At 36.1% G+C, this 22,503-nt stretch carries 8 protein-coding genes and 1 pseudogene; all 9 read right to left on the bottom strand.

The features are described from left to right. Positions 1–56: 56 nt before the first annotated feature. Positions 57–1,721 (bottom strand): GUN4 domain-containing protein, encoded by a 1,665-nt coding sequence (locus K2F26_RS00315; RefSeq protein ID WP_220609911.1) that lies wholly within the window; start codon positions 1,719–1,721, stop codon positions 57–59. Positions 1,722–1,832: 111 nt separating this feature from the next. After that, positions 1,833–3,632 (bottom strand): ABC transporter ATP-binding protein/permease, encoded by a 1,800-nt coding sequence (locus K2F26_RS00310; protein WP_096571772.1) that lies wholly within the window; start codon positions 3,630–3,632, stop codon positions 1,833–1,835. A gap of 24 nt (positions 3,633–3,656) precedes the next feature. Then, positions 3,657–4,649: an MvdD family ATP-grasp ribosomal peptide maturase gene (locus K2F26_RS00305; RefSeq protein ID WP_220609910.1), complete on the bottom strand. Its 993-nt coding sequence runs from the start codon at positions 4,647–4,649 to the stop codon at positions 3,657–3,659. A gap of 154 nt (positions 4,650–4,803) precedes the next feature. After that, positions 4,804–5,781, bottom strand: a complete 978-nt coding sequence (locus K2F26_RS00300) for an MvdC family ATP-grasp ribosomal peptide maturase (protein ID WP_220609909.1) — start codon at positions 5,779–5,781, stop codon at positions 4,804–4,806. Positions 5,782–6,120: 339 nt separating this feature from the next. Beyond that, positions 6,121–6,288, bottom strand: a complete 168-nt coding sequence (locus tag K2F26_RS00295; protein ID WP_220609908.1) for a microviridin/marinostatin family tricyclic proteinase inhibitor — start codon at positions 6,286–6,288, stop codon at positions 6,121–6,123. Positions 6,289–7,177: 889 nt separating this feature from the next. Next, positions 7,178–9,046: pseudogene (locus K2F26_RS00290) on the bottom strand (ABC transporter ATP-binding protein/permease); the annotation flags it as partial. Between the two features lie 201 nt (positions 9,047–9,247). Then, on the bottom strand, positions 9,248–10,426 hold the full coding sequence (locus K2F26_RS00285) for a hydroxymethylglutaryl-CoA lyase-like TIM-barrel protein (RefSeq protein WP_220609906.1): 1,179 nt from the start codon (positions 10,424–10,426) through the stop codon (positions 9,248–9,250). A gap of 66 nt (positions 10,427–10,492) precedes the next feature. Next, complete coding sequence (locus K2F26_RS00280) at positions 10,493–14,740, bottom strand: non-ribosomal peptide synthetase (protein WP_220609905.1); 4,248 nt, start codon at positions 14,738–14,740, stop codon at positions 10,493–10,495. Then, positions 14,737–22,467 (bottom strand): non-ribosomal peptide synthetase, encoded by a 7,731-nt coding sequence (locus K2F26_RS00275; RefSeq protein ID WP_220609904.1) that lies wholly within the window; start codon positions 22,465–22,467, stop codon positions 14,737–14,739. Before K2F26_RS00275 ends, K2F26_RS00280 begins: the two co-directional genes overlap by 4 nt. Between the last annotated feature and the right edge of the window lie 36 nt (positions 22,468–22,503).

The following is a 22,503-nucleotide window of genomic DNA, read 5'->3' as shown; positions in this document are numbered from 1 at the left end:
ACCAGTCTAGTTGATGAGGAATTATTGATTTAGGAATAATCGAACCTTGTTTTTATTTAACAAATTTTGACACGAGAAAAGAATAAGTGCATCTGCCAAATTAACCAAGATTTTACCCGCCAAGCTGCCATTGACTGGTTTTCTGTAGATGATGATGAGGATAATTTGAGGTTGTTTGGTTCATAGTGTAACCATTTAGCTGGTAGGTGTCCCATCGGTGTCATTGGAGATAATTGAAAAGTTAAATCTTCATAATCTAACCATTTTCCATCTTTGCGCCAACCCAGGCGATCGCCTAATTTCTTTTCTGTTTCATAGTCTATTTGACCACCCATTTCACTCCAGATTGTTTGTTGAATTTTAAACCCAAAATAACCATAACTGTATTGTTCCCAAAGTCGGTCAATAATATGCAGGTCTTGACAAGGAAAGTTCTCAATATCTTCTTGATAAACTTCATTCCAGTAATTTTTTTGCATAACTTTAAGCATTAATTTAGCAGTTTCAATATCTGCTTCTTGCCATTTATTTTCTGCCAGCAGATCCCGCAATTTTGTATAGTCAATATTTTGATTTATCAAAAATTCTGGTTGGGAACTAATCTGATTATTAGCTACTTCCATTAATTCTGTCTTTTGAGTCGTAACTAGAGATGATGTAGAGACAAGATTTACTTCTGCTTTGTCTAGAGTTTGGATTTGTTGAGATATTTGTTGAGATATATAATTTGAGATTAAATCAATACCTTGACCCAAGAATAAGCCATTTTCACTGGTATCAAAATTTGGGCTTTGCCAATTTAATAATTGAGATTGAATTAAGACATCTTTTAATCGAGAATTTTTCTCATAACTTTTTACCATAAAATCAAGAAAAGTTTGAGAAAAGGCTTCATTGTCTTCGGTTGTAAATAAATTGGACTGATAATTTAAAATATTTTCCCCTAGATTTTTAATATCTCCCACAGTTGCATAAAAATATTCATCTACTTTCATCACTTCATCTATTAAAGATTGAAAAGGACTAAAATAATCTTGAATAGAATCTTCAAAATTAATGGCATTATGGGCAAGTTTAGCTATTTCTTGACGAATTTTATAAGCTTTTTGTTGATACTCGTAGATTTCTTGATATACTGCTAAATCTTTAACTATTTGTTGTACAATTTGTCTTTGATTCTTAGTGTCTTCTGCCAGTTTACTAATACCTTCACTAATTAATTTAATTTTCTCTAAAGTTAATAAATAAGCATTACTCAAGATGATAACAGCTTTAAAATTTTCTTTTTTCTCCCATCTGAGTTCATTTAAGATCCGCGGATTTTGTTGATTTTTTAGTTCTAATTTACTTCTGGCATCTTCGAGATTTCTGATTTCTAAATATTTTGCTTGAAATAATTTCTTTAAATTATCCATCAACGTTAACAAAAAACCCTGATAACTTTCCTGATAATTTTCCAGAAAATCAATAATCTGATTATAATCTATGATAAATAATTGAATTTCTGCTAAAATTTCCCCTTGAGTAATTGCTGTTTTACGTTTAATTATTCCAGCAATATAATGATAACGAACACCTTCTTTAATTAATTTTTGACGTTCACGAATTTTCTTTTGTAGTGTTTTTACAGCAGGATTTTTTAGAACTGGTAATTGATAGGTTCTTTCATAAATTTTGATGCTTTTATAATTAATAAATTGTTTTGGCTTTTGGGTGAGCATAAGTTTTATTTTCAGTTATTTTCCAAATTTACAGCAGTTTCCAAAGAGATAAATTAGACATTTAGCGGGCAAGATGCCTGTTCCACTTATACAAATTAAATGCACAACAGCTTATCTTGATGAAGTAGTTAGAGAAATTGATTTTTGGCGCTTATAATCTGCAATTGATAAGAGTTGCCAATGATTATTTTCTGTAAGTTCTAGTACCCATTGATGATAAGCAAATAAACTTTCTCGATGTCCCACACTAATAAAAGTTGTGTTTGTAGCTTGTAATTGAGAATATAAATTTTCTTCGTTTTTTAAATCTAAAGCACTGGTCGCTTCATCTAAAATAGTAAAGCTAGGCAAAGAAATTAATAATCTAGCAAAAGCTAAACGTTGCTGTTCTCCTAATGATAAAATATTCTCCCAAGCCACTTCTGTATCAAAACTCTTGACGCGGGTGAGCAGGTTTTGTAAATTCACTTGATGCAGAATTTCTTCTAGTTGGTGATCGCTCATTTCCCGATCTGAATGCGGATAAAGTAGTTGTTGACGTAGAGTTCCTAAAATTATATAAGGACGTTGGGGAAGAAATAACATTTCCTTTAATGCAGGTCTAACTAACCTACCACTTCCTGCATTCCATAAACCTGCGATCGCTCTCAACAAAGAACTTTTACCCCTACCACTAGCACCAACTATTAATAACCCTTCTCCTGGGGGAACAGATAATGATAAATCTTCAACTATCACTTGTTCATAATTGGGTGTTTTTAAAGTAAAATCCTCAAACCCTAGACGGGGTTCTTCTAGGACTTTAATAGTACCAAAAGTACCCAAGTTCTCAGGTTTTTTGCTTACCGATGCTAACGCATCTGAAAATTCCGCTAACCTTTGGACATAACTAGAAAATCTGCCTGAGTTACCAAATTCAGCTATTAATACACCTAAAGCATTGGAAAACATAAAACTACAAAATGTAGCTTGGCTAATTTCTCCATAATTAATCTGATCTTGAATAAATAAAGGTGTCAGAGTAAACATAGAAAATAAACTAATTGCTGACTGATAAGCACTGTTAAAAATATCTTGCCCTCTTTCCCAATTTAGCCTCCGTTCTGAATTTTTCAGCACATTCTCAAATCTACGTTTAATAATATTTAATTCTTCGGTTTCTCCTTGGAAAAAAGCAATTGATTCTGCATGATTTCTCACATGAGTTAGACAATAATTAAAATCGGCTTTAAATGCTAGTTCTTCTCGATTAATTTTCGCTAATTCTTGACTTAAAAAAATCGCCAATATATTACCGACAATTGTATAAACGATGAGATAAATTGCCACTTGTGAAGAAATAGTCCAAAGAATGATTACAGCAGCAATCATATCCATGAATTTTTCTATAAAAGTAGTGGAAAATCTCAACGCATTGATGGTAATAGGTTCAATTTCTTGGGCTATGCGTTGATCTGGATTAGTAATTTTAGACTTAAAATTGATTTTATAATAGGCTTGATTGCTCAAATATTTAGTTAAAATATGATTATTCAACCACTTGTACCAATCCATAGCTATTTTCTTTCTAATATATTTAGAAAATGCTACTAAAAGTACAGTGACAACGATAAATATAACAGATATCCATAATGTACCTAGATACTTTTCTAGGTTTTTCTCTTCAATGACGATATCAAAAACGTAACGATTCCAGAAACTACTAAGACTATTGATACCCACAACGGAAGTGATTAATATCAGCAACAGAATAAACATTCCCCATGAATAAATCACTTCGGAAAATGCTCTTGTTCCTACCTCTGTTGGATACCAATAAGGACCAGCAACTAATTTCAAATCCCGCCAAAGTTGTATAGCAGTGGCAAAAGGATTAAATGGTGTTTGATCAGTAACGCTACGAGTTTGCATAATTTCGATATTTATATCTATTACTTATCTATTACTTTGATTTTTACCAGTTAGAAGAATTTCTGCGATCGCCTGAGAAATGGGGAAATGTGGTGCAAATATTTCTAACCAGAAAAATTCCCCAACTGGATTAATTTCCAGAAAAACATAATCTCCATCAGGTGTAACAATCATATCAATTGCTCCATAGTTTAAACCAAATTCAGCCATCAATTGCAGTAGTTTTTTCTCAACATCTGGCGGTAAATCATAAGCTTGCCAAGCGTCTTTTAATGTTCTTCCTTGTTTACGCCAATCATAAGTAGCTCCTTGAAAACTCTGAGAATTTACTGCTGCTGTAAATACGCGCTGTCCTACAATAGTTATTCGCAACTCTAGCGCCTTGGGTACGTTTTCTTGAAACGTCATCGGACAAAAACGCAGTCCTTCTAGATTCTGCAAATCCTCATCTTTAACTGGACTTGTAAACACAAAATACTGCTCTCCCTGTTCGCCAAAAATAGCAAAGGAAGAAAGCATTTTTGTTACTATACCTTGTTTATGACATTCCGAGGCAAATTGTTTAACTGCTTCTGGATTATTAGTAGTCAGAGTGCGTGGGGTAAGCAGTCCTATTTTTCGTGCTATTTGTAGCTGTAGTTGTTTATGATGAGTTCTTTCTACATTGAACATCAAATCAAAATGAAAGCCAGGAAGACTAGCAATCATAGCTCGAACAGTAGCGCGAGATTCGTTAATTGATGCTTCTCTATATTGCTTGTCCATCGCGTTAGGGATTTTTGCCCCATAGCGCATCCTGCGATACCAAACCGCAGAAACTTCACTCACATCCAGTTGCTTTTCCCCATCAGTGATCATTACCCGTTCTGTATCACCTTGGTAAATATCTAATTTGACTTCTGTAGGATATCTGTCAGTGTCAAACCGAAATGCTGTTTCTCCTTGATCTTCAATTGCTTTGATCACTAAAGGAATACTTTCATTGTCGTTGCTATATGTGACTATTAAAATTGTCATAAATAAAAAATATGTTTTTTATATGTTTTTAATTAAATTAGGAATTATAACCGTAGACAAGGTGTGAGGACATTCACCAAAACTAAAAGTTAGACAATAGAAGGCTGTTAACACTGTCACCTGTCACCTGTTACCTGTCACCTGTCGTTAGTAACTATAAAAGTAGAGTATCAGCGATCGCCTTAGCAATAGGCAAATCCAAATCTTTTTCTAGCATCCCCCATTCACCTATGGGGTTAATTTCTAAAAATACATATTCGCCTGATGGTGTGACGATAAAATCTAACGCTCCAAACAACAGCCCCAATTTATCCATAAAGATTTGCAAAGGACGCAGCACTTGTTCAGGAAGATCATAATGTTGCCATACACCAACATCAACACCAGGTTTACGCCAATCAATTTTAGAATTTTCATAAACGCTGGCATCTAACGCACCGACAAATACCTTACCATTGACATATACTACCCGCAATTCCCACTGTTTAGGAATTTGTTCTTGAAACACCATCGGACAATAACGCAGTGACTCCGCATTTTCCAAGTCTTCCTCCTTAACCACACTGGTATAAAGAAAGAAAGAAGTAGATTCCATAGTCCGGGATAAAGGAGTTAATAGCTTACTCACCATCTTTCCGTTGACTTGATGGAAAAACTCCCTTGCTGACTCAGCTTTGTTAGTAACGAGAGTCTGAGGAATGACAAAACCTACCTCAGTAGCAACCCGCAGTTGGCGCAACTTATCACTGGCAGCATTTATACGTTCTAATTTATCTACCCAATGAGCATTTCGCAAACTATCCCAGAAACCATTCAAGGTTGCTTGTGATTCTCTTATACAAGCTTCTCGAAACTTAGGCGCTAAATCTGCACTTAGTTTTGGTTCCCATATCCGCCGCAGCCACACCGCTTGCACCTGTTTTGTGCTGATAGAATAGCCGCCATAGTCTATAGTGTGATAGCTTTTTTTGTGATCAAAATGTGCTGTTAATTGTACTTCCAGGGGAAACTTATCAGTATCTAAGCGAAATGGTTGCACCCCTTTTTTTAACAATGCTTCAGCCACTCTATCTATTGTGAAAAAATCACCACTGTGGGTAATTAATAAAACAATGTCACGACACAGGTGCATAAAAACTTTTTTAATTGAAATTGGATTAACTATGGTTTGCTAAAAAATTCTTTCCGTTAGGGCTTAGGAGTCAGGATTTAAGAGGTAGAAGGTAAATATTTCTCCTCATCTCTACTGTCACCTGTCACCTGTCACCTGTCACCTGTCACCTGTCACCTGCTATAAATCCCCGATTTCTTGTAGACACCTGTATAGTAGCTGTCCAACGGGTAGAATTCGGGGATATTCAACCAGTAGCGATCGCTTAAATATTCTTGATATCTGGCTATTTATTCAGAAACAAACAGCAGTTTTCAATTTTTTGATGCTGCTATTTCTACAATTTCAGATTTACTATATTTAGCAATCTTCCCAATCAGAAGGCCACTTGAAAGTAAATATTGGAGGAGGTAATGGCTGTTCTTCTGGTTGTGGTGTTGGTGGGTTTTCTGGTGGTTCTTCTTCTGCTGCCAAAAAGCGAGCGAAAAATGGCACTGCTTCAATATTTGTTAATGTTGCTGTTGTCATAATATATTCCTGTTTTCCTGAGAGGAACTTTATGTTAGCCATCAAAGATATATCAGTAAATGATTGTTAAAGCAAGGACATTTAAGATATTTAAGATATTTAAGATATTTAAGTTAAATCTCATGATTAGAAAGCAATGTAAATAAAGCAATGTAAATAAGGTAAAAAGCAAAAGGTTTTGCTCGCGTAGCGTGCCGTAGATAATCCTCCAACTCCCCCATTTTTAAGGGGGATTTAGGGATATCTAAAAGGTCTAAATTTCCTTAACCTAAGATTATTCTGAATATTACGTTTTTTACTTTTAATGTAAGCATTCAGCCGTCAGCTAAGGTTAAGGATTATTTACTTAATTCTCAAAGCGTTCAACTCTTACCCATTTCAAAACTTTTGAATCCTTATTATAGCGGTAGGTAAAACCATTTTTTGCAGTAATAGTTTGACCTTTGCTGGCTTTGCTTCTGACAGTACCCAGTGAATAATCAGTTAGTTCCTGCATTTCTCGATGAGAAATTCCTACAATTTCACCTGTATCTACTGTTGATGTTTCAGGTTGATTTTCAGGTTGATTTTCATGTTCATCATCAGATACAAAATCTATGGTAATTTCTCTATTTTCAGAAGCATCTGTTAATGTTTCTAATTGATTTTCAGGTCGATTTTCAGGTTCATCATCAGATCCAAAATCTATGATAATTTCTGAATTTTCAGAAGCATCTGTTAATATTTCTGCTTGATTTTCAGGTTGATTTTCAGGTTCATCATCAGATCCAAAATCTATGATAATTTCTGAATTTTCAGAAGCATCTGTTAATATTTCTGCTTGATTTTCAGGTTGATTTTCAGGTTCATCATCAGATCCAAAATCTATGGTAATTTCTCTATTTTCAGGAGAAACTGTTAATGTTTCTGGTTGAGTTGCGGGTTTACTATTGGGTACAACTTCTATGGTGATACCAGAATTTTCAGCATAATTATCAGTAGTAAGTTCTTGTGCTTTTTGCTGTCTATAATCCTCAACAGATAGCAGTCGCCAACTAGAATCTTGTGAAAGTTCTAAAACCCATTTATGATAACTAAATAGACTTTCTCGATGTCCTACACTGATATAAGTTGTGTTGCTTTCTTGTAATTGTTGATATAAATTACCTTCATTATTCAAATCTAAAGCACTTGTAGCTTCATCTAAAATAGTAAAGCTAGGACGAGTGACTAATAAACGTGCAAATGCTAAACGTTGTTGTTCTCCCAAAGAAAGGATATTTTCCCAAGGAAGTTCTGTATCAAAATCATCTATTCGACTCGATAAATTTTGCAAATTAACTTGTTTTAAAATTGCTTCCAAGTCGTGATCGCTAATTCCCCGTGTTGTATGGGGATAAAGTAACTGTTCTCGCAAAGTTCCTAAAATAATGTAAGGACGTTGAGGTAAAAATAATACATCTTCTAAAGGAGGTCTGACTACACGACCAGTCCCTGAGTTCCACAAACCAGCGATCGCTCTCAACAGAGAACTTTTACCCCGACCACTTGGACCAACAATTAATAAACCCTCTCCAGGTTGCACACTCAGCGATAATTCCTCAACAATTACCTGTTCATAATTGGGAGTTTGTAAAGTAACATTCTCAAAAGCTAGTCGCTTTTCCTCTTTCGTCTTAATTATACTGACATTTTCCGGTTGTTTTGTAGCAACTGTTAACCCTTCCACAAGTCCAGCTAAACGTTCAATATAACTAGAAAAGCGTCCTGAATTGGCAAATTCTTTGATTAATTCAGCCATTGCTGTGGCGAACAAATTACAAGCTAAAGCAGCTTGGGAAATTTCTCCAAAATCAATTTCTCCTTTAATTTGTAAAGGTCCAAATACTATAAATGGAAATATTTGAATAACAGCTTGATATCCTCGATTAAAAATATCCTGACTTCTTTCCCAATCTATCTTGCGTTTAACACTTTGAACAATCCTATTAAATCTCCGATTAACAATGTTGAACTCCTGTGATTCTCCCTGGAAAAAAGCTATTGATTCCGCATGATTGCGAACATGAGTTAAACTGTAAGTATAATCTGCCGTTGATTCAACTTCTTCTTGTTTAATTTTGTTTAATTCTTGTGCCAAGTAAACAGCAATTAAATTACCAATTACCGTATAACAAACTAAAGCAACTGCTACAAATTCAGATAGCGTCCAGAGAAGTATTAAAAAAGCTGTCATCTCTAGAACTTTCTCTAGCAATGTAGCTGAAAAACTGAGAAAATCTTTAGCTAAAGGCTCAATTTCTTGTGATATTTGTTGATCTGGATTATTAACATCAGATTGAAAATTGAGTTTATAATATGCCCGATTATTGAAATATTTTGATACAATTTGATTATTCAGCCATTGATACCAGTCAAGAGCTATTTTTTTTCTAACAAATTTAGAAATTCCTACTAAAATTGTTACCAAAACCAGGGCAAACCCGTAAAGAAATAATAAATCAGTAAATTTCTTTAAATCTTTTTCTTCAGTAATAACATCCAGTAAATAGCGACTAACAAAGCTATTAAAAACAGTTACACCCACAAGTGCAATAATTAACAAGACTAGGAGAATCAGCATTCCATAAGTGCGAATCACATCTGAAAATGATCTCCCATTTGCATCTGTAGGATACCAGTAAGGTCCGACGACCGTTTGGAAATTTTTCCAAAATTGATTAGTATCTTCGGCAGAATTATTGTTAGCGGATTTATTAATAAAAGTTGTTGCTTGCATCTGGAAAAAATTATTTGAGTTTTTTGAGGCAGATAATAGAGAACAAGAAGGATAATAAATGTATGCGTAATTTGTTGGCGAAAGCCCAGGCTATGCCAGCAAAAATCAAATAACATTCCTGTATTAATACTCAGGATTCAGTTGATCTGATCCTGAGTTTTTAACTATTCGGAAGTCTCAGTTGTCAATTTACAAAATGGACTATTCAAAGATACCATCTTTCCAGAGTTTTAAGACTTCGCTGGCTGTAAAATAGCGTTCTTGTCCTGTAGCCATAGATTTGATGACGGCACGCATTTTCTCATACTTTTGTCTGGATTGAGGGTTTTGCAGTTGTTTTTCAAAGAGATATTGAAAATTACTGACTCCGCTCCATTTACCAAAGACAATATTTACATCGTTGTGGGGAAATATAGCATAGCTCAGGGGATCACGAAACAGAGAGTTGACATGAATACCTGATTGGTGACTTTGTGCAGTTTGAGAATAGGGGTGTGCAGGACTAATCCCCATTTGCTCAATATAATTGGTGACTACCTCAACAGCATCATAGTTTATACCCTCCACTTCAATACCAAAACGGACACGCAACCCATTTAACACTTGCTCTAGAGCAACATTTCCGGCTCGCTCTCCTATACCACAAAATGTTCCTGATACTATAGTCGCCCCTGCTATCACGGACTGGAGAGTATTTTCTAAAGCTAACCCTATGTCATTGTGGTAGTGTACCCCTAATTCTACCCCTGTAGTGGATTGCAATAAATCATTGATCCAGATATAGCTCTTTTCTGGACTCAGAACCCCCACCGTATCACACAGTAGGAAGTGTTCAATATAAGGACCGCATGAACGGATACACTGTACTAAAAAGTCGAAATCTGCTCTAGAAGCATCCTCAGCCGCAAATTCTACTCTTAGTCCTGCAACTTGTGTGGCATAGCGCAGATTTTCCACAATCACATCAAGCGCATCTTGACGAATCTTATTGATGATGTGAGATGGGATATCGTCATCAATGGTTTTGCCTTGGTATTCGCTCATCAAACGGACATGGGGATTGCGTAAAAACAGCAAGCGATCAGAAACAGCATGGAAGAGAATGATCCGCTTAACTCCATAGTTTTTCGCCTGATCAATGAACTCTTTTCCCATCATCGTAGAAGCAGTAATCAGATGAGTTAATCCATCTGATATTAATGTTTTGGCAAGCTCTGATTCTTGCTCACAAACACTCGGCATGATGGCAAATCCACTGACTCCTGTTTGTGCAATCAGATGAGCAAGTTTGTGTTTGGTTGGTAGAGAGAAAAAAATACCAACTTGTTGTTCTCCATCCCGCAGGGTTTCATCAGAAATTTTGATTGGCAGAGTTTTCATTTTTTTATCCCAATTTAAAATGCAAAATTAAAAAAGTCAGGTTGATGATTATGGGTGATTTATTGATTAAATCATCATCAGCCGTAAGTGTGAGGCTAAGGTTTTGACATTCGGTTCATAAAGCATCCGTCCGTGATTTCCAGGTACAGATATTACCTTCACAGGGTTTGTTGTGTAAGCTTGCCATCCCCAGTCCGGTAAATCGTAATTAGAAATAGCTCGGATTTCTTGTAAAACAATGTCATAAACTTCTTCGGCACGGAATAAAACAATGGGCGCAGAAATTTGATGAGAAGGCCGATAATTTGCATAATTAATTGTTAGTTGTTTCATTACCTGCATATTGGTTTTGAGTAAATCAAGGCTGGAGTATTCTGGTAGAACATTCTTTTTATATAAAAACTCTGCTGCTAAATCCCAACGAGCTTGATCATCACTTTGAGCCGCTAAATCAGTGTATTCTAAACCTAAAGAAACTCCCTTGACAGTTTCCGCTCGTTGGAGTAATTGCCAAATCCAATCAATATCTGTTCTCTTAATTAAATATTCAGGGTGAGTAACTAAACCAGCGTCTAAAATAGCCAGTAATTCTACTTTTTTACCTTGTTTTTCCAGTTGACAAGCCATTTCAAAAGCAACGGCACAACCTGATGAATATCCTGCCAGTATATATGGTCCTTGAGGTTGTTTTTGACTTAATAAATCAATTAGTTGACTGCCATGCAGTTCTACTGAATCGGGAACTTTACCAATGCCATTTCTGCCTGGAGTTTCGAGGCTATAAACTGGATGATTTTCTAAGTTGATAGCCAAATCTTGAAAATAGAAACCATGTCCATTTGCTCCTGGTACAACAAACAGAGGATTTGCATTTCCTTGGGGTTGAAATAACAGCACATCAGGATGGGCTTTTTGTACCTCTTTATTACTCTCTTTATTACTAATTTGTTCTGCTAGTTGAGCAATAGTAGGATTTTGAAATAAACTGCTCAAAGTCAATTTTTGCCCAAACATTTCTTGAATATTATTGAGCAATTTTATCACCAATAAAGAATGTCCACCTAAGTCAAAAAAGTTATCATGAATGCCAATTTCTTGATGTTCAAGAACAGTAGACCATAATTGTGCTAATTGTGCTTCAACTTTGTTACGTGGAGCTACATATAAACCAGCAATTCCCACATTAGGAATAGGTAAAGCTTTCTTGTCAATTTTGCCATTGGGAGTTAAAGGTAACTGCTCCAAAACAACAATTTGAGCCGGAATCATGTAATCAGGTAAACTGGATTTGAGATATTTTTTCAAATTACTGCCAAAATCAGGATCAATTCCCGTTACATAAGCAATTAAACTTTGATTACTATCAGTTTGATATAAAGTGACAACAGCTTCTTTAACTAATGGATGCTGTAATAAAAGTGATTCAATTTCACCCAGTTCAATTCTAAAACCCCGTAATTTTACCTGCTCGTCAATGCGCCCCAAATATTCCAAATTGCCATCATCTTTCCATCTTGCTAAATCACCAGTTTTATAAATTCGCTCAACTTCCCCGAATAATTCTACTTCAATAAACTTTTCGGCGGTTAATTCAGGACGATGGAGATAACCCCGCGCTAAACCAACACCAGCAATACACAATTCTCCAGGAATACCAGGAGGTAATGGTTGATTATGTGCATCTAAAATATAGATGCGGAGATTAGATAATGGTTTACCAATAAGTGGTTTTTTACCATTGGGTTGACAAAGAGCGATGCTAGTACAAATTGTAGATTCCGTTGGTCCGTAACCATTAAAAAAACTTCTTCCTTTTGCCCATCGGGTAACTAATTCTTTGGGGCAAACTTCACCACCAGTAATTAAAATTTGCAAATCAGGTAAGGTTGCGTGGGGTAACAAAGATAAAACTGAAGGTGGTAAGGTAACATGAGTAATTTTATATTCAGTTAAAAAGTCAATCAGTTCTTGACTAGGTAACAGATTTTCTTTTTTTGTGAGATATAAACAAGCACCTGCGGAAAGGGTAGGAGCAATTTCCCAAATGGAAGCATCAAAACTGAAATTAGCAAACTGTAGTACACGACTTTGGGGTTGAATTTGCAAAATTTCATCAACTGCCAAAATTAAATTTACCAGTCCACCATGTTCAATCATTACCCCCTTGGGTTTTCCCGTTGAACCAGAAGTATAAATAACATAAGCTAAATTATTGTAATTGACAGTTGATAATTGACAATTGACAATTGGTGATGGGTACTTGTCTAGTTCTTCATCTAAATAAACAAATTCAATAGGATTTGCTAAACTATCTAAAGGTAATTTATCTACTACAAAACTTTGAGTTAATAAAACCGATATTCCCGAATCTTCTAACATCAACTCAATCCGTTCTTGGGGATAATTAGGATCAATCGGTACATAAGCACCACCAGCTTTCATGATACCCAAGAAACCAATGATCATTTCTAAAGAACGTTCCACAGAAATACCAATTAAAGTATCTGGGTGAACTTGATAATTTTCAATTAAATAATCAGCTAATTGCTCGGCTTTTGCATTTAATTGTTGATAAGTTAAAGTGTTTAATTCTTTACTGTTCCCTGTTCCCTGTTCCCTGTTGCCTTGTACATGAGATTCAAAAACTACAGCAATATTATGAGGATTTTTGAGAACTTGTTCTGCAAATAAATCAACAAAAGTTTTATCTTGAAAATAATCGGTTTGAGTTTGATTCGAGCGTTGTAGTTTTAGCAGTTCTTCTCCTGTCATCAAAGGTAGAGTATAAATCGGTTGTTGAGGATGATCAATAATTCCCTTCAGCAGCACTGCAAAATGTTCCGCCATCCGTTGGATAGTACACCGTGCAAATAAGTCTGTAGCATATTCCCAAGAGCAGTTTAATTGGTTGTCAGACTCGGTTATCAACAGCGTTAAATCAAACTTAGCGATCGCACTCTTGACTCCCAACAATTCCATGTCTAACCCAGCTAAATCAAAGTCTGGATTTTGATTATTTTCTAGTGCCAACATTACCTGAAATAAAGGATTATAACTCATACTGCGTTCTGGATGTAATTTTTCTACCAGAACATCAAAGGCAACGTCTTGATGAGCATAAGCATCTAAACAAGTTTGGCGAGTTTGTTGTAAAAACTCAATAAAACTTTGCTCTGGTTTAATTTGCTGACGCATGACCAAAGTATTCACAAAAAAGCCAATTAATCCTTCAGTTTGGCTATGGGTACGGTTAGCAATGGGAGAACCAATACACAAATCATTTTGGCGACTATAACGAGATAGTAAAATACTCAAAGTAGCCAACAAAGTCATATATAAACTTACACCTTGCTGTTGACTAAAAGCATTAACAGCAGTAGTTAATTCTGGTGTAAAAGAATAAATATAGCGATCGCCTTTATAACTTTGTTGTGCTGGACGGGGATAATCTGTTGGTAATTCTAGTAATGGAGAAAAATCACCTAGTTGATTTTTCCAGTAATTAATTTGCTTTTCTAATATCTCCCCTTGTAACCATTGACGTTGCCAAGCTGCATAATCACTGTATTGAATCGGTAAGGGTGCAAGATTTGGGATTTTACCTTGAGAATAAGCAGTATAAGCTTGCTGTAACTCCCGCACAAATACACCCATTGACCAGCCATCACTGATAATGTGGTGCATATTGATCAGCAAAATATATTTCTGATCCTGTAATTGCAGCAGCTTAGTTTTAAACAAAGGTCCAGTATTTAAATCAAATGGTTCTTGTGCATAAGCATCAATTAAATCTTGGATATTTGAGAATTGTAAAAATTTCTCCCCTACTTCTTCCCAGTCCCCAGTCACCAGTCCCCAGTCACCGGTCCCCAGAGCTACTTGCGGTTCTCCTGCCACCGTAGGAAAATACATCCTCAGACTCTCATGGCGATTCAATAAATAAGCCAAACTAGAGCGCAGAGCATCAATATTCAGATCGCCGTTTAATTGGAGAGCGATCGGCATATTATAAGCCGCTGATGACCCTTGGAGTTGCGCCAATAGCCAGAGGCGTTGTTGAGCAAAGGACAGCAGCTTGGGAGAGTCAGGACTTAATTTAGGAATAGACTGTGTAGCAACAACTTGTTTTTTAGCAGCTTTCAAAAATGCGAGAATATCTGCTTTATTGTTTTGAATTTCCTGCTTGAGTTCCGCCGTTAGGGCATTTTTGCTAGTACGAATCCGTAATTTATCATCTTCTGCCCAAATTCGGCAGCCCATATTTTGCAAACGAAGCATTAATGAAACTACTTGTTGATTTTGTGTCATGGTCATAGTTCAATTTCCTCTTCGTCTGAGTTTAAAGGCTGTACATCTGCTGTTGCGGAATTAACCCAAAGGCAGCTATCCAAATAATTTGCTAAGTCAATCAAGGTGGGAGTTTCAAATACTTGACGCAGTGGTAATTCTACTTTGAAAGTGTCGCGGATGCGATAACACAGTTGGGTTGCTAATAATGAATGTCCTCCCAAGTTAAAGAAATTATCTTGTCTGCCTATGACTTCATATTTCAGCAGTTTTGCCCATATTTGTGCCAGGGATTTTTCTGTCTCTGTTACAGGAACTTCAATATCTGTAGATACAACTGTTTTACCTACTTCAGTTAAGGCTTTACGGTTTACTTTGCCATTTGGTGTGAGTGGTAGTTTTTCTAAGACTATAAAATGGCTGGGAATCATATACTCTGGCAAAGTTTGACTTAGAAAATCTCGCCATTCTTCTAATACATTTGGATCAATTTGAGTAATGGTATATTGCAAAGGTTGATTGGCGTAATGTTGCCAAGGTTTCATCCGCCAATTTTCCCATTGGTTAAATCTGGGTATTGTCTCTCTCCCTGGTATATTCCTTTGCAGAACCACATCGTAAAAAGCAAAACCTGTAGAACTATATTGAATAAAAGGTGTATAAGGTAAATCTCTTGTGCAAGTGCGGAAAGCTTCGGGTTCTATACCTGATGAACTTTGAGAAATTATTGCTTTTAAATCTTTAACAGTTCCTGCTAATTGGGGAATTGTTTCTAACAACTTCATTTCTGAAGTTAACCGAGCATTGGGAATATTTTTAATGCTCAATACATCAGGTTGCCCAGTTGTTAAAATTTGTTTGATTCTGTCTAAATTTAGTTGTTGTTCTTGCCAATCTAACAATTGGGGTTTTGTAGTGACAGCAGGATCTAACCCATCCAAATATAAAACCACATCATAACGAAAACGGTTCATTTCCGTCAGATTTTCACCCCGTTTCAGTTCAATTTTTACGTGAGTAATGCGAGGAAATCTTTGTTTGAGAGCGATAAAGAAATCAGGATCAATCAGCAATTCTGCTTCATTGCGAATGCTGGTTTGAATTTGTTGGCGTAATTCCTGAATTGATAAGTTATCAGGGGCGCGATGAAATTGAGTTGCGGTATGGAAAGCTTCTAATAAATGGAGATTTCGCACATCGCCAATAAAGATTTTTCCTTGATAGCTGACAGTGTTGATCGCTCCTTCAATGACTGTTAACAGGTAATCTAAAGAAGGAAAATATTGAATGACAGAGTTGAAAATTACTAAGTCATAAGCATTGGTTTGAGTGCTATCAAATTCGTGAGCCGTTCTATTTTTTAAAGTAACTTTTTTCTCAAGAGACTGTTGTTGTAAATGTTGTTCAATATATTGCAATCCACCTGCTGAAAAATCTGTAGCCAAATAATGTTGACAATGGGGGGCAATTTTAAACAATAACATCCCTGTTCCGCAACCAATTTCCCATACTTTTTGGGGTGCAAATTCGAGAATTTGGTTAACAGTTGTATCTCGCCATTCTTGCATCGCTGATGGGTGAATTGGTTCACCTGTATAGCTATCCTGCCAACCTGCTATATTCAGAGTCGGATCATCGGTTGGGGTTGATGATTGAGAATAGCTATTGTTAAAAACTGATGCCCATAATTCTACTTGTTCGCTTGGGCTGGTGTTGTTTGTGTTTGTGGGAACAATATAAGCTACTAAACGTTGATCAAATTCTTTATCTTCCCGCAATAAAACAACTGCTTCTTGAATTTGAGGATGTTTGACTAAGGCGGTTTCAATTTCACTTAATTCAATTCTAAAACCACGCAGTTTAACTTGATGATCGATCCTGCCTAAATATTGCAGATTACCATCAGATAGCCATCGGGCTAAATCACCAGTTTTATAAATTCGCTCCTGTTTACCGAATAATTCTATTTCTATGAATTTTTCGGCGGTAGTTTCAGGACAATGTAAATAACTTTGTGCTAAACCTGTACCTGCAATGCAAAGTTCTCCAGGAATACCAGGGGGCAGGGGTTGATTATATTGATCTAAAATATAGATGCGAGTATTGGCGATCGCCTTACCTATAGTTGGTTCATTCTCAGCATTTTTGGCAACTTTGGTAAATGTTGAGTAAGTTGTATCCTCAGAAGGTCCGTAGAGATTATAAATTTCTTTGATCAATGTGGTTTGATATAAACCCTGTACCAAACTATTTTTTAATGTTTCTCCAGCTAAATTCATCACCTGCACAGTGGAGGGAATAGCATTCATATTTAGCATTTCCGCCGCCGCACTGGGTACTGTATTAATCAAAGTTATGGGTATAGGACTTTGATGTGCTTGCTCAATGTAGATGGCATTTTCTACTAAAATCACACTACCACCTTGAGTCAAGGGAACAAAAATTTCAAAAATTGAGAGATCAAAACAAATAGAAGTTGATGCTAAGACACCTGCAAGTTGTTCTGCATTAAAGACCGAATGCGCCCATTTAACAAAGGCCACAGCACTAGAATGGGCGATCGCTACTCCTTTCGGTTTTCCTGTAGAACCAGAGGTATAAATAACATAAGCTAAATCATGGCTATTGGTAATTGGTAATTGGTAATTAAAAACCTCCCCACTCCCAACTCCCGACTCCTGACTTCCTTGCTCTAGTTCATCTAAAAATACTAATTGAGTAGTATTTTTCAAGTGTTCTAAAGGAAGTTGTTTTTGTAGAGATTTGGTTGTGAGTAATATAGCAGCATTACTATCTTCTAATATTAAATTAATACGTTCTTGGGGATAACTCGGATCAATTGGGACATAAGCTCCACCTGCTTTGAGGATAGCAAAGATCCCAATCAGCATTTCTAAAGACCGTTCAACACAAATACCAATTAAAGTATTAGGTTGAATTTGGTGATTTTGAATTAAATAATTAGATATTTTTTGGGCTAATTGATTAGCTTTTTGATTCAGTTGTGCATAAGTCAAACTTTGATTTGCAAACACCACTGCAATTTGATCAGGGGTTTTTTCTACCTGTTGTGCAAACAGAGTCATCAGAGTATGATTTTGAGGATAATCTGCGTCTGTTTGATTCCAAATTTGTAGCTGTTGAATTTCTGCTGGAGTGATGATGGGTAGCTGATAAATTGGCTGTTGGGGATTTTCAGTAATTGCTGTCAGCAAAACTTCAAAATGTCCCGCCATGCGTTTAATAGTTTCTTCTGTAAATAAATCGGTAGCATATCCCCACATACAGTCTAATTGACCATCTCTATCCCAAAGATCAAGAGTCAAATCAAATTTAGCAAAGGGATAGTTTTGTTTAAATTCTTGAATCTCTAACCCTGTTAAATTCACATACTTTCCTGCACCTTCCATGTTTTGCAATACTATCATCACTTGGAATAAAGGATTATAACTGAGGGTGCGTTCTGGTTGCAGTTTTTCTACCAGATATTCAAAGGGAATGTCTTGATGGGCATAAGCTTCTAAACAAGTTTGGCGAGTTTGTTGGAGTAGGTGAATAAATCCTTGCTCTGACTGAATTTTGCTCCGCAATACTAAGGTATTGACAAAAAAGCCGATTAATCCTTCTATATCTCGATGGGTGCGGTTAGCAATTACAGTACCCACACATAAATCTTCTGCACGACTGTAACGGGATAGTAAAATATTAAAACTAGCCAACATGGTCATAAACAAACTTACCCCATGTTGTTGACTAAGAACTTTTAATTTGTGTGTTAGTTCCTTGCTCAAACGATGTTTATATCCCTTACCCTGATAACTTTGTTGTGCGGGACGGGGATAATCTGTAGGTAATTCTAGTAAGCTGGGTGCATCAGCTAGTTGTTGTTGCCAGTAATTTTCCTGATTTCTTAAAGTTTCCCCTTGTAACCAATTGCGCTGCCAAGCTGCAAAATCGCTATACTGAATCGGCAACGGTGACAAGTTTGGTATAGAACCCGCAGTATATGCAGCATAAGCTTGTTCCCATTCTCGCTTAAATACACCTATGGACCAGCCATCACTGATAATGTGGTGCATATTAATCAGCAGGACATTTTTTTGCTCGCTCAGTTGCAGTAGTTTAGTTTTAAACAGAGGACCAGTATTTAAATCAAAGGGTTCTTGAGCATGACTATCAGCTAACTTGCGTACATCCTCTGCTTGCGTCTTGGGGTCGAGTGTTTGCAAGTCAGCAATTTCCAGAACTTCTATATCGTTTAATCTGGTGATTAATACTTGCGGTTCTCCCTTGAAGCCAGGAAAATAAGAGCGTAAACTTGTATGCCGTTCTAATAAATAAGTTAAACTTTGCCGCAGAGCATTGACATTGAGATTACCGTCAATTTGGAATGCGATCGGCATATTATAGGTAGAAGAAGTTCCTTGACCTTCCAACTGGGCTAAAAACCAAAGTCGTGATTGGGCAAAAGATAGGGTTTTTGGTTCATGGTCTGGTTGAGGTGCGATCGCAGGTAAAATGACACTCTTAGATGCTTTATCAATTTCCCGCGCTAACTCAGATAAAATACTTTGTTCAAATACCTTACGGACAGGTATTTCTACCTGAAAACCGTCACGAATGCGGGTAATTAATTGTGTTGCTAATAAAGAATTTCCACCCAACTCAAAAAAGTTATCACTACGACTAATAGACTTAACTTTTAACAAACCTTGCCATAAACTAGCTAATATTTCTTCTGTTGGAGTTGCTGGTATTTCCACATCAGCAGCAGTTGTTGTGTTTGGTGCTGGTAATGCACGACGGTTTATTTTCCCATTAGCAGTCAGAGGCAAGTTTTCCAAAACCATAATCTGGCTGGGAACCATATAATTTGGCAAGTTATTTTTGAGGTATTCTCTCACTTCAACCGCCAAATTCGCGGTTTTTTCTGACTCTGTAATATAGGCAATTAACCGGGGATTGTTGTCAGTTTCATATAAAATCACCACAGCTTCTTTAACTGATGGATGTTGTAATAATAGTGATTCTATTTCACCCAGTTCAATTCTAAAACCCCGTAATTTTACTTGTTCATCAATGCGACCCAAATATTCTAAATAGCCTTGATTATTCCATTTAGCTAAATCACCGGTTTTATAAATCCGTTCAGATTTACCAAATAACTTAATATCAATGAATTTTGTAGCTGTTAAATCAGGACGATTAAGATAACCCCGCGCTAAACCTACTCCCGCAATACATAATTCCCCTGGTATTCCTGGGGGCAATGGTTGATGATTAGCATCTAAAATATAAATACGGATATTAGGTAATGGTTTACCAATTGGTGGTTTTTCGCCATTGGGTTGACAAAGATAAATAGCAGCCGTTACTGTAGATTCTGTAGGACCATAGCAATTATATAAATATTGTTCTGTTCCCCATTGACTTACTAATTCAGCCGCACAAGCCTCACCACCAACAGTCAGACATTGTAAATCTGGGAAATTTGTTTTTGGTAAAACAGATAAAGCTGAAGGTGATAAAAACCCATGAGTAATTTTGTGTTCAATTAAAAATTCAACTAAACTTTCACCAGGCAATAAAGTATCTTTATGACCTAAATATAAACAAGCACCTGCTGATAAAGCAGTCGCAATTTCACCAATAGATAAATCAAAACTAAAAGAACCGAATTGTAGTAAACGACTTTCATTTTTAACTTGGAATTTTTCACCCCAAGCTAAAGCTAAATTAACAATTGCTTGATGTTCAATCATTACTCCTTTGGGTTTACCTGTTGAACCAGAGGTATAAATTACATAAGCTAAATTATTGTAATTGACAGTTGACAATTGACAATTGACAATGGGTGATGGGTATTTGTCTCTTTCTTCATCTAAATAAACAACTTTAACAGTATTTTCTAAACTATCTAAAGGTAATTTATCTACTAAACAACTTTGAGTTAATAAAACCGATATTCCAGAATCTGCTAACATCAACTCAATTCGTTCTTGGGGATAGTTGGGATCAATGGGTACATAAGCACCACCAGCTTTCAGAATCCCTAAAATACCAACAATCATTTCCAAAGAACGTTCCACAGAAATACCAATTAAGGTATCTGGTTGAATTTGGTAATTTTCAATTAAATAATTAGCTAGTTGGTTTGCTTTTGCATTTAACTGTTGATAAGTTAGACTTTCAGATGCAAAAACTACAGCTAACTTATCAGGATTTTTGATAACTTGTTCTGCAAATAAGTCAACAAAAGTTTTATCTTGAGGATATTCTGTTTCTGTTTGATTCCATGTTTGTAGTTGCTGAATTTCATCTTGAGTCAGCAAAGATAGAGTATTAATTGATTGATGGGGATTATCAATAATTTGCTTTAGCAGAACCTCAAAATGGCGCACCATCCTTTGAATAGTTGTATCTGCAAACAAATCAGTTGCATATTCCCATTCTCCGGTTAAACCTTGGGGAGTTTCCCGGAAGATTAGTGATAAATCAAAAAATGTTGTGGTGTTTTCCCACTCAAAGCGGGTGAGAGTTAAATCAGGAATTTCTAGTTTCTCTGGAGTTCCAGCTTGCAAACCAAAAGCAACTTGAAAGAGGGGATGATGAGCAAGCGATCGCTCTAATCCTAATTCATCAACTAATTTTTCAAAGGGTAAATCTTGATGATCATAAGCATCTAAAGTTGCTTGTTTTACCCGTTGCAGTAATTCTGAAAAAGTGGGATTTCCTTGTAAGTTGGTACGCAAAGCCAGAGTATTGACAAAAAAGCCAATTAAGGGTTCTATTTCTTTGCGGTTACGATTGGCGATCGCAGAACCAACTACAATATCATCTTGTCTACTATAACGAGACAATAACAGCGTAAATACTGCCAGCAAAGTCATAAACAAAGTCGTTCCTGACTCCTGACTTAACCGCTTTAATTTTTGTGTTAAATCTAGATCAATTTGTATAAATTCACTACGTCCGCGAAAACTTTGGACTGATGGACGGGGATAATCTGTAGGTAGTTCTAATAATGGGTTAATTTTTGCTAATTGTTGTTGCCAGTAATTGAGTTGTTTATTTAAAGTTTCTCCTTGTAAATATGATCTTTGCCAGTGAGCAAAATCAGCATATTGTAAAGATAATGGCGCTAAATAAGAAGATTCCCCACTACAAAAAGCGGTGTAAAGAGTGAATAATTCTCGGCGGAAAATATCCATTGACCAACCATCACAAACTATGTGATGAATCACCAATAATAGCAAATGAGATTGATCAGCTAGTTGCAGTAATTTTACTCGCAATAAAGGAGCTTTTGATAAATCAAATGGTTGTTGTAATTCTGCTGTTGCTAAATGTTTAGCTTTGCTGAATTTGTCTTTTTCTGGTACTTGTCGCCAGTCTAGGACTTCTATTTTTAATTCAGGTTGGGTGTGAATTATCTGTATGGGTGATTCATTAACAATAGAGAAGCTAGTGCGTAATATTTCATGGCGTTGGATAATTTCTAAAATGGCTTTTTCTAAAGCATTAATATTTAAAATACCGCTAATCTGCCAGAAAAATGGCACATTATAAACACCATTTTCTCCTTCTAGTTGGTCAATAAACCACAGTCTTTGTTGAGCAAAGGAGAGGGGAAGGGGTTTTTCCCGTGATACTGGTTTGAGGAGTGGGATTTGTTGTTGCTTTTTGAGTTTTTGTAAAACTAATGCTCGTTTTTCTGGTGATAATTTTTCAAGTTGTTTTAGTAAGTCGCTCATTTTTGTGTTAATTTATTTTTTATAGAACCACAGAGG

The organism is Sphaerospermopsis torques-reginae ITEP-024 (assembly GCF_019598945.1).
GTDB lineage: Bacteria > Cyanobacteriota > Cyanobacteriia > Cyanobacteriales > Nostocaceae > Sphaerospermopsis.
This window is presented reverse-complemented; position numbering and strand designations above follow the sequence as displayed.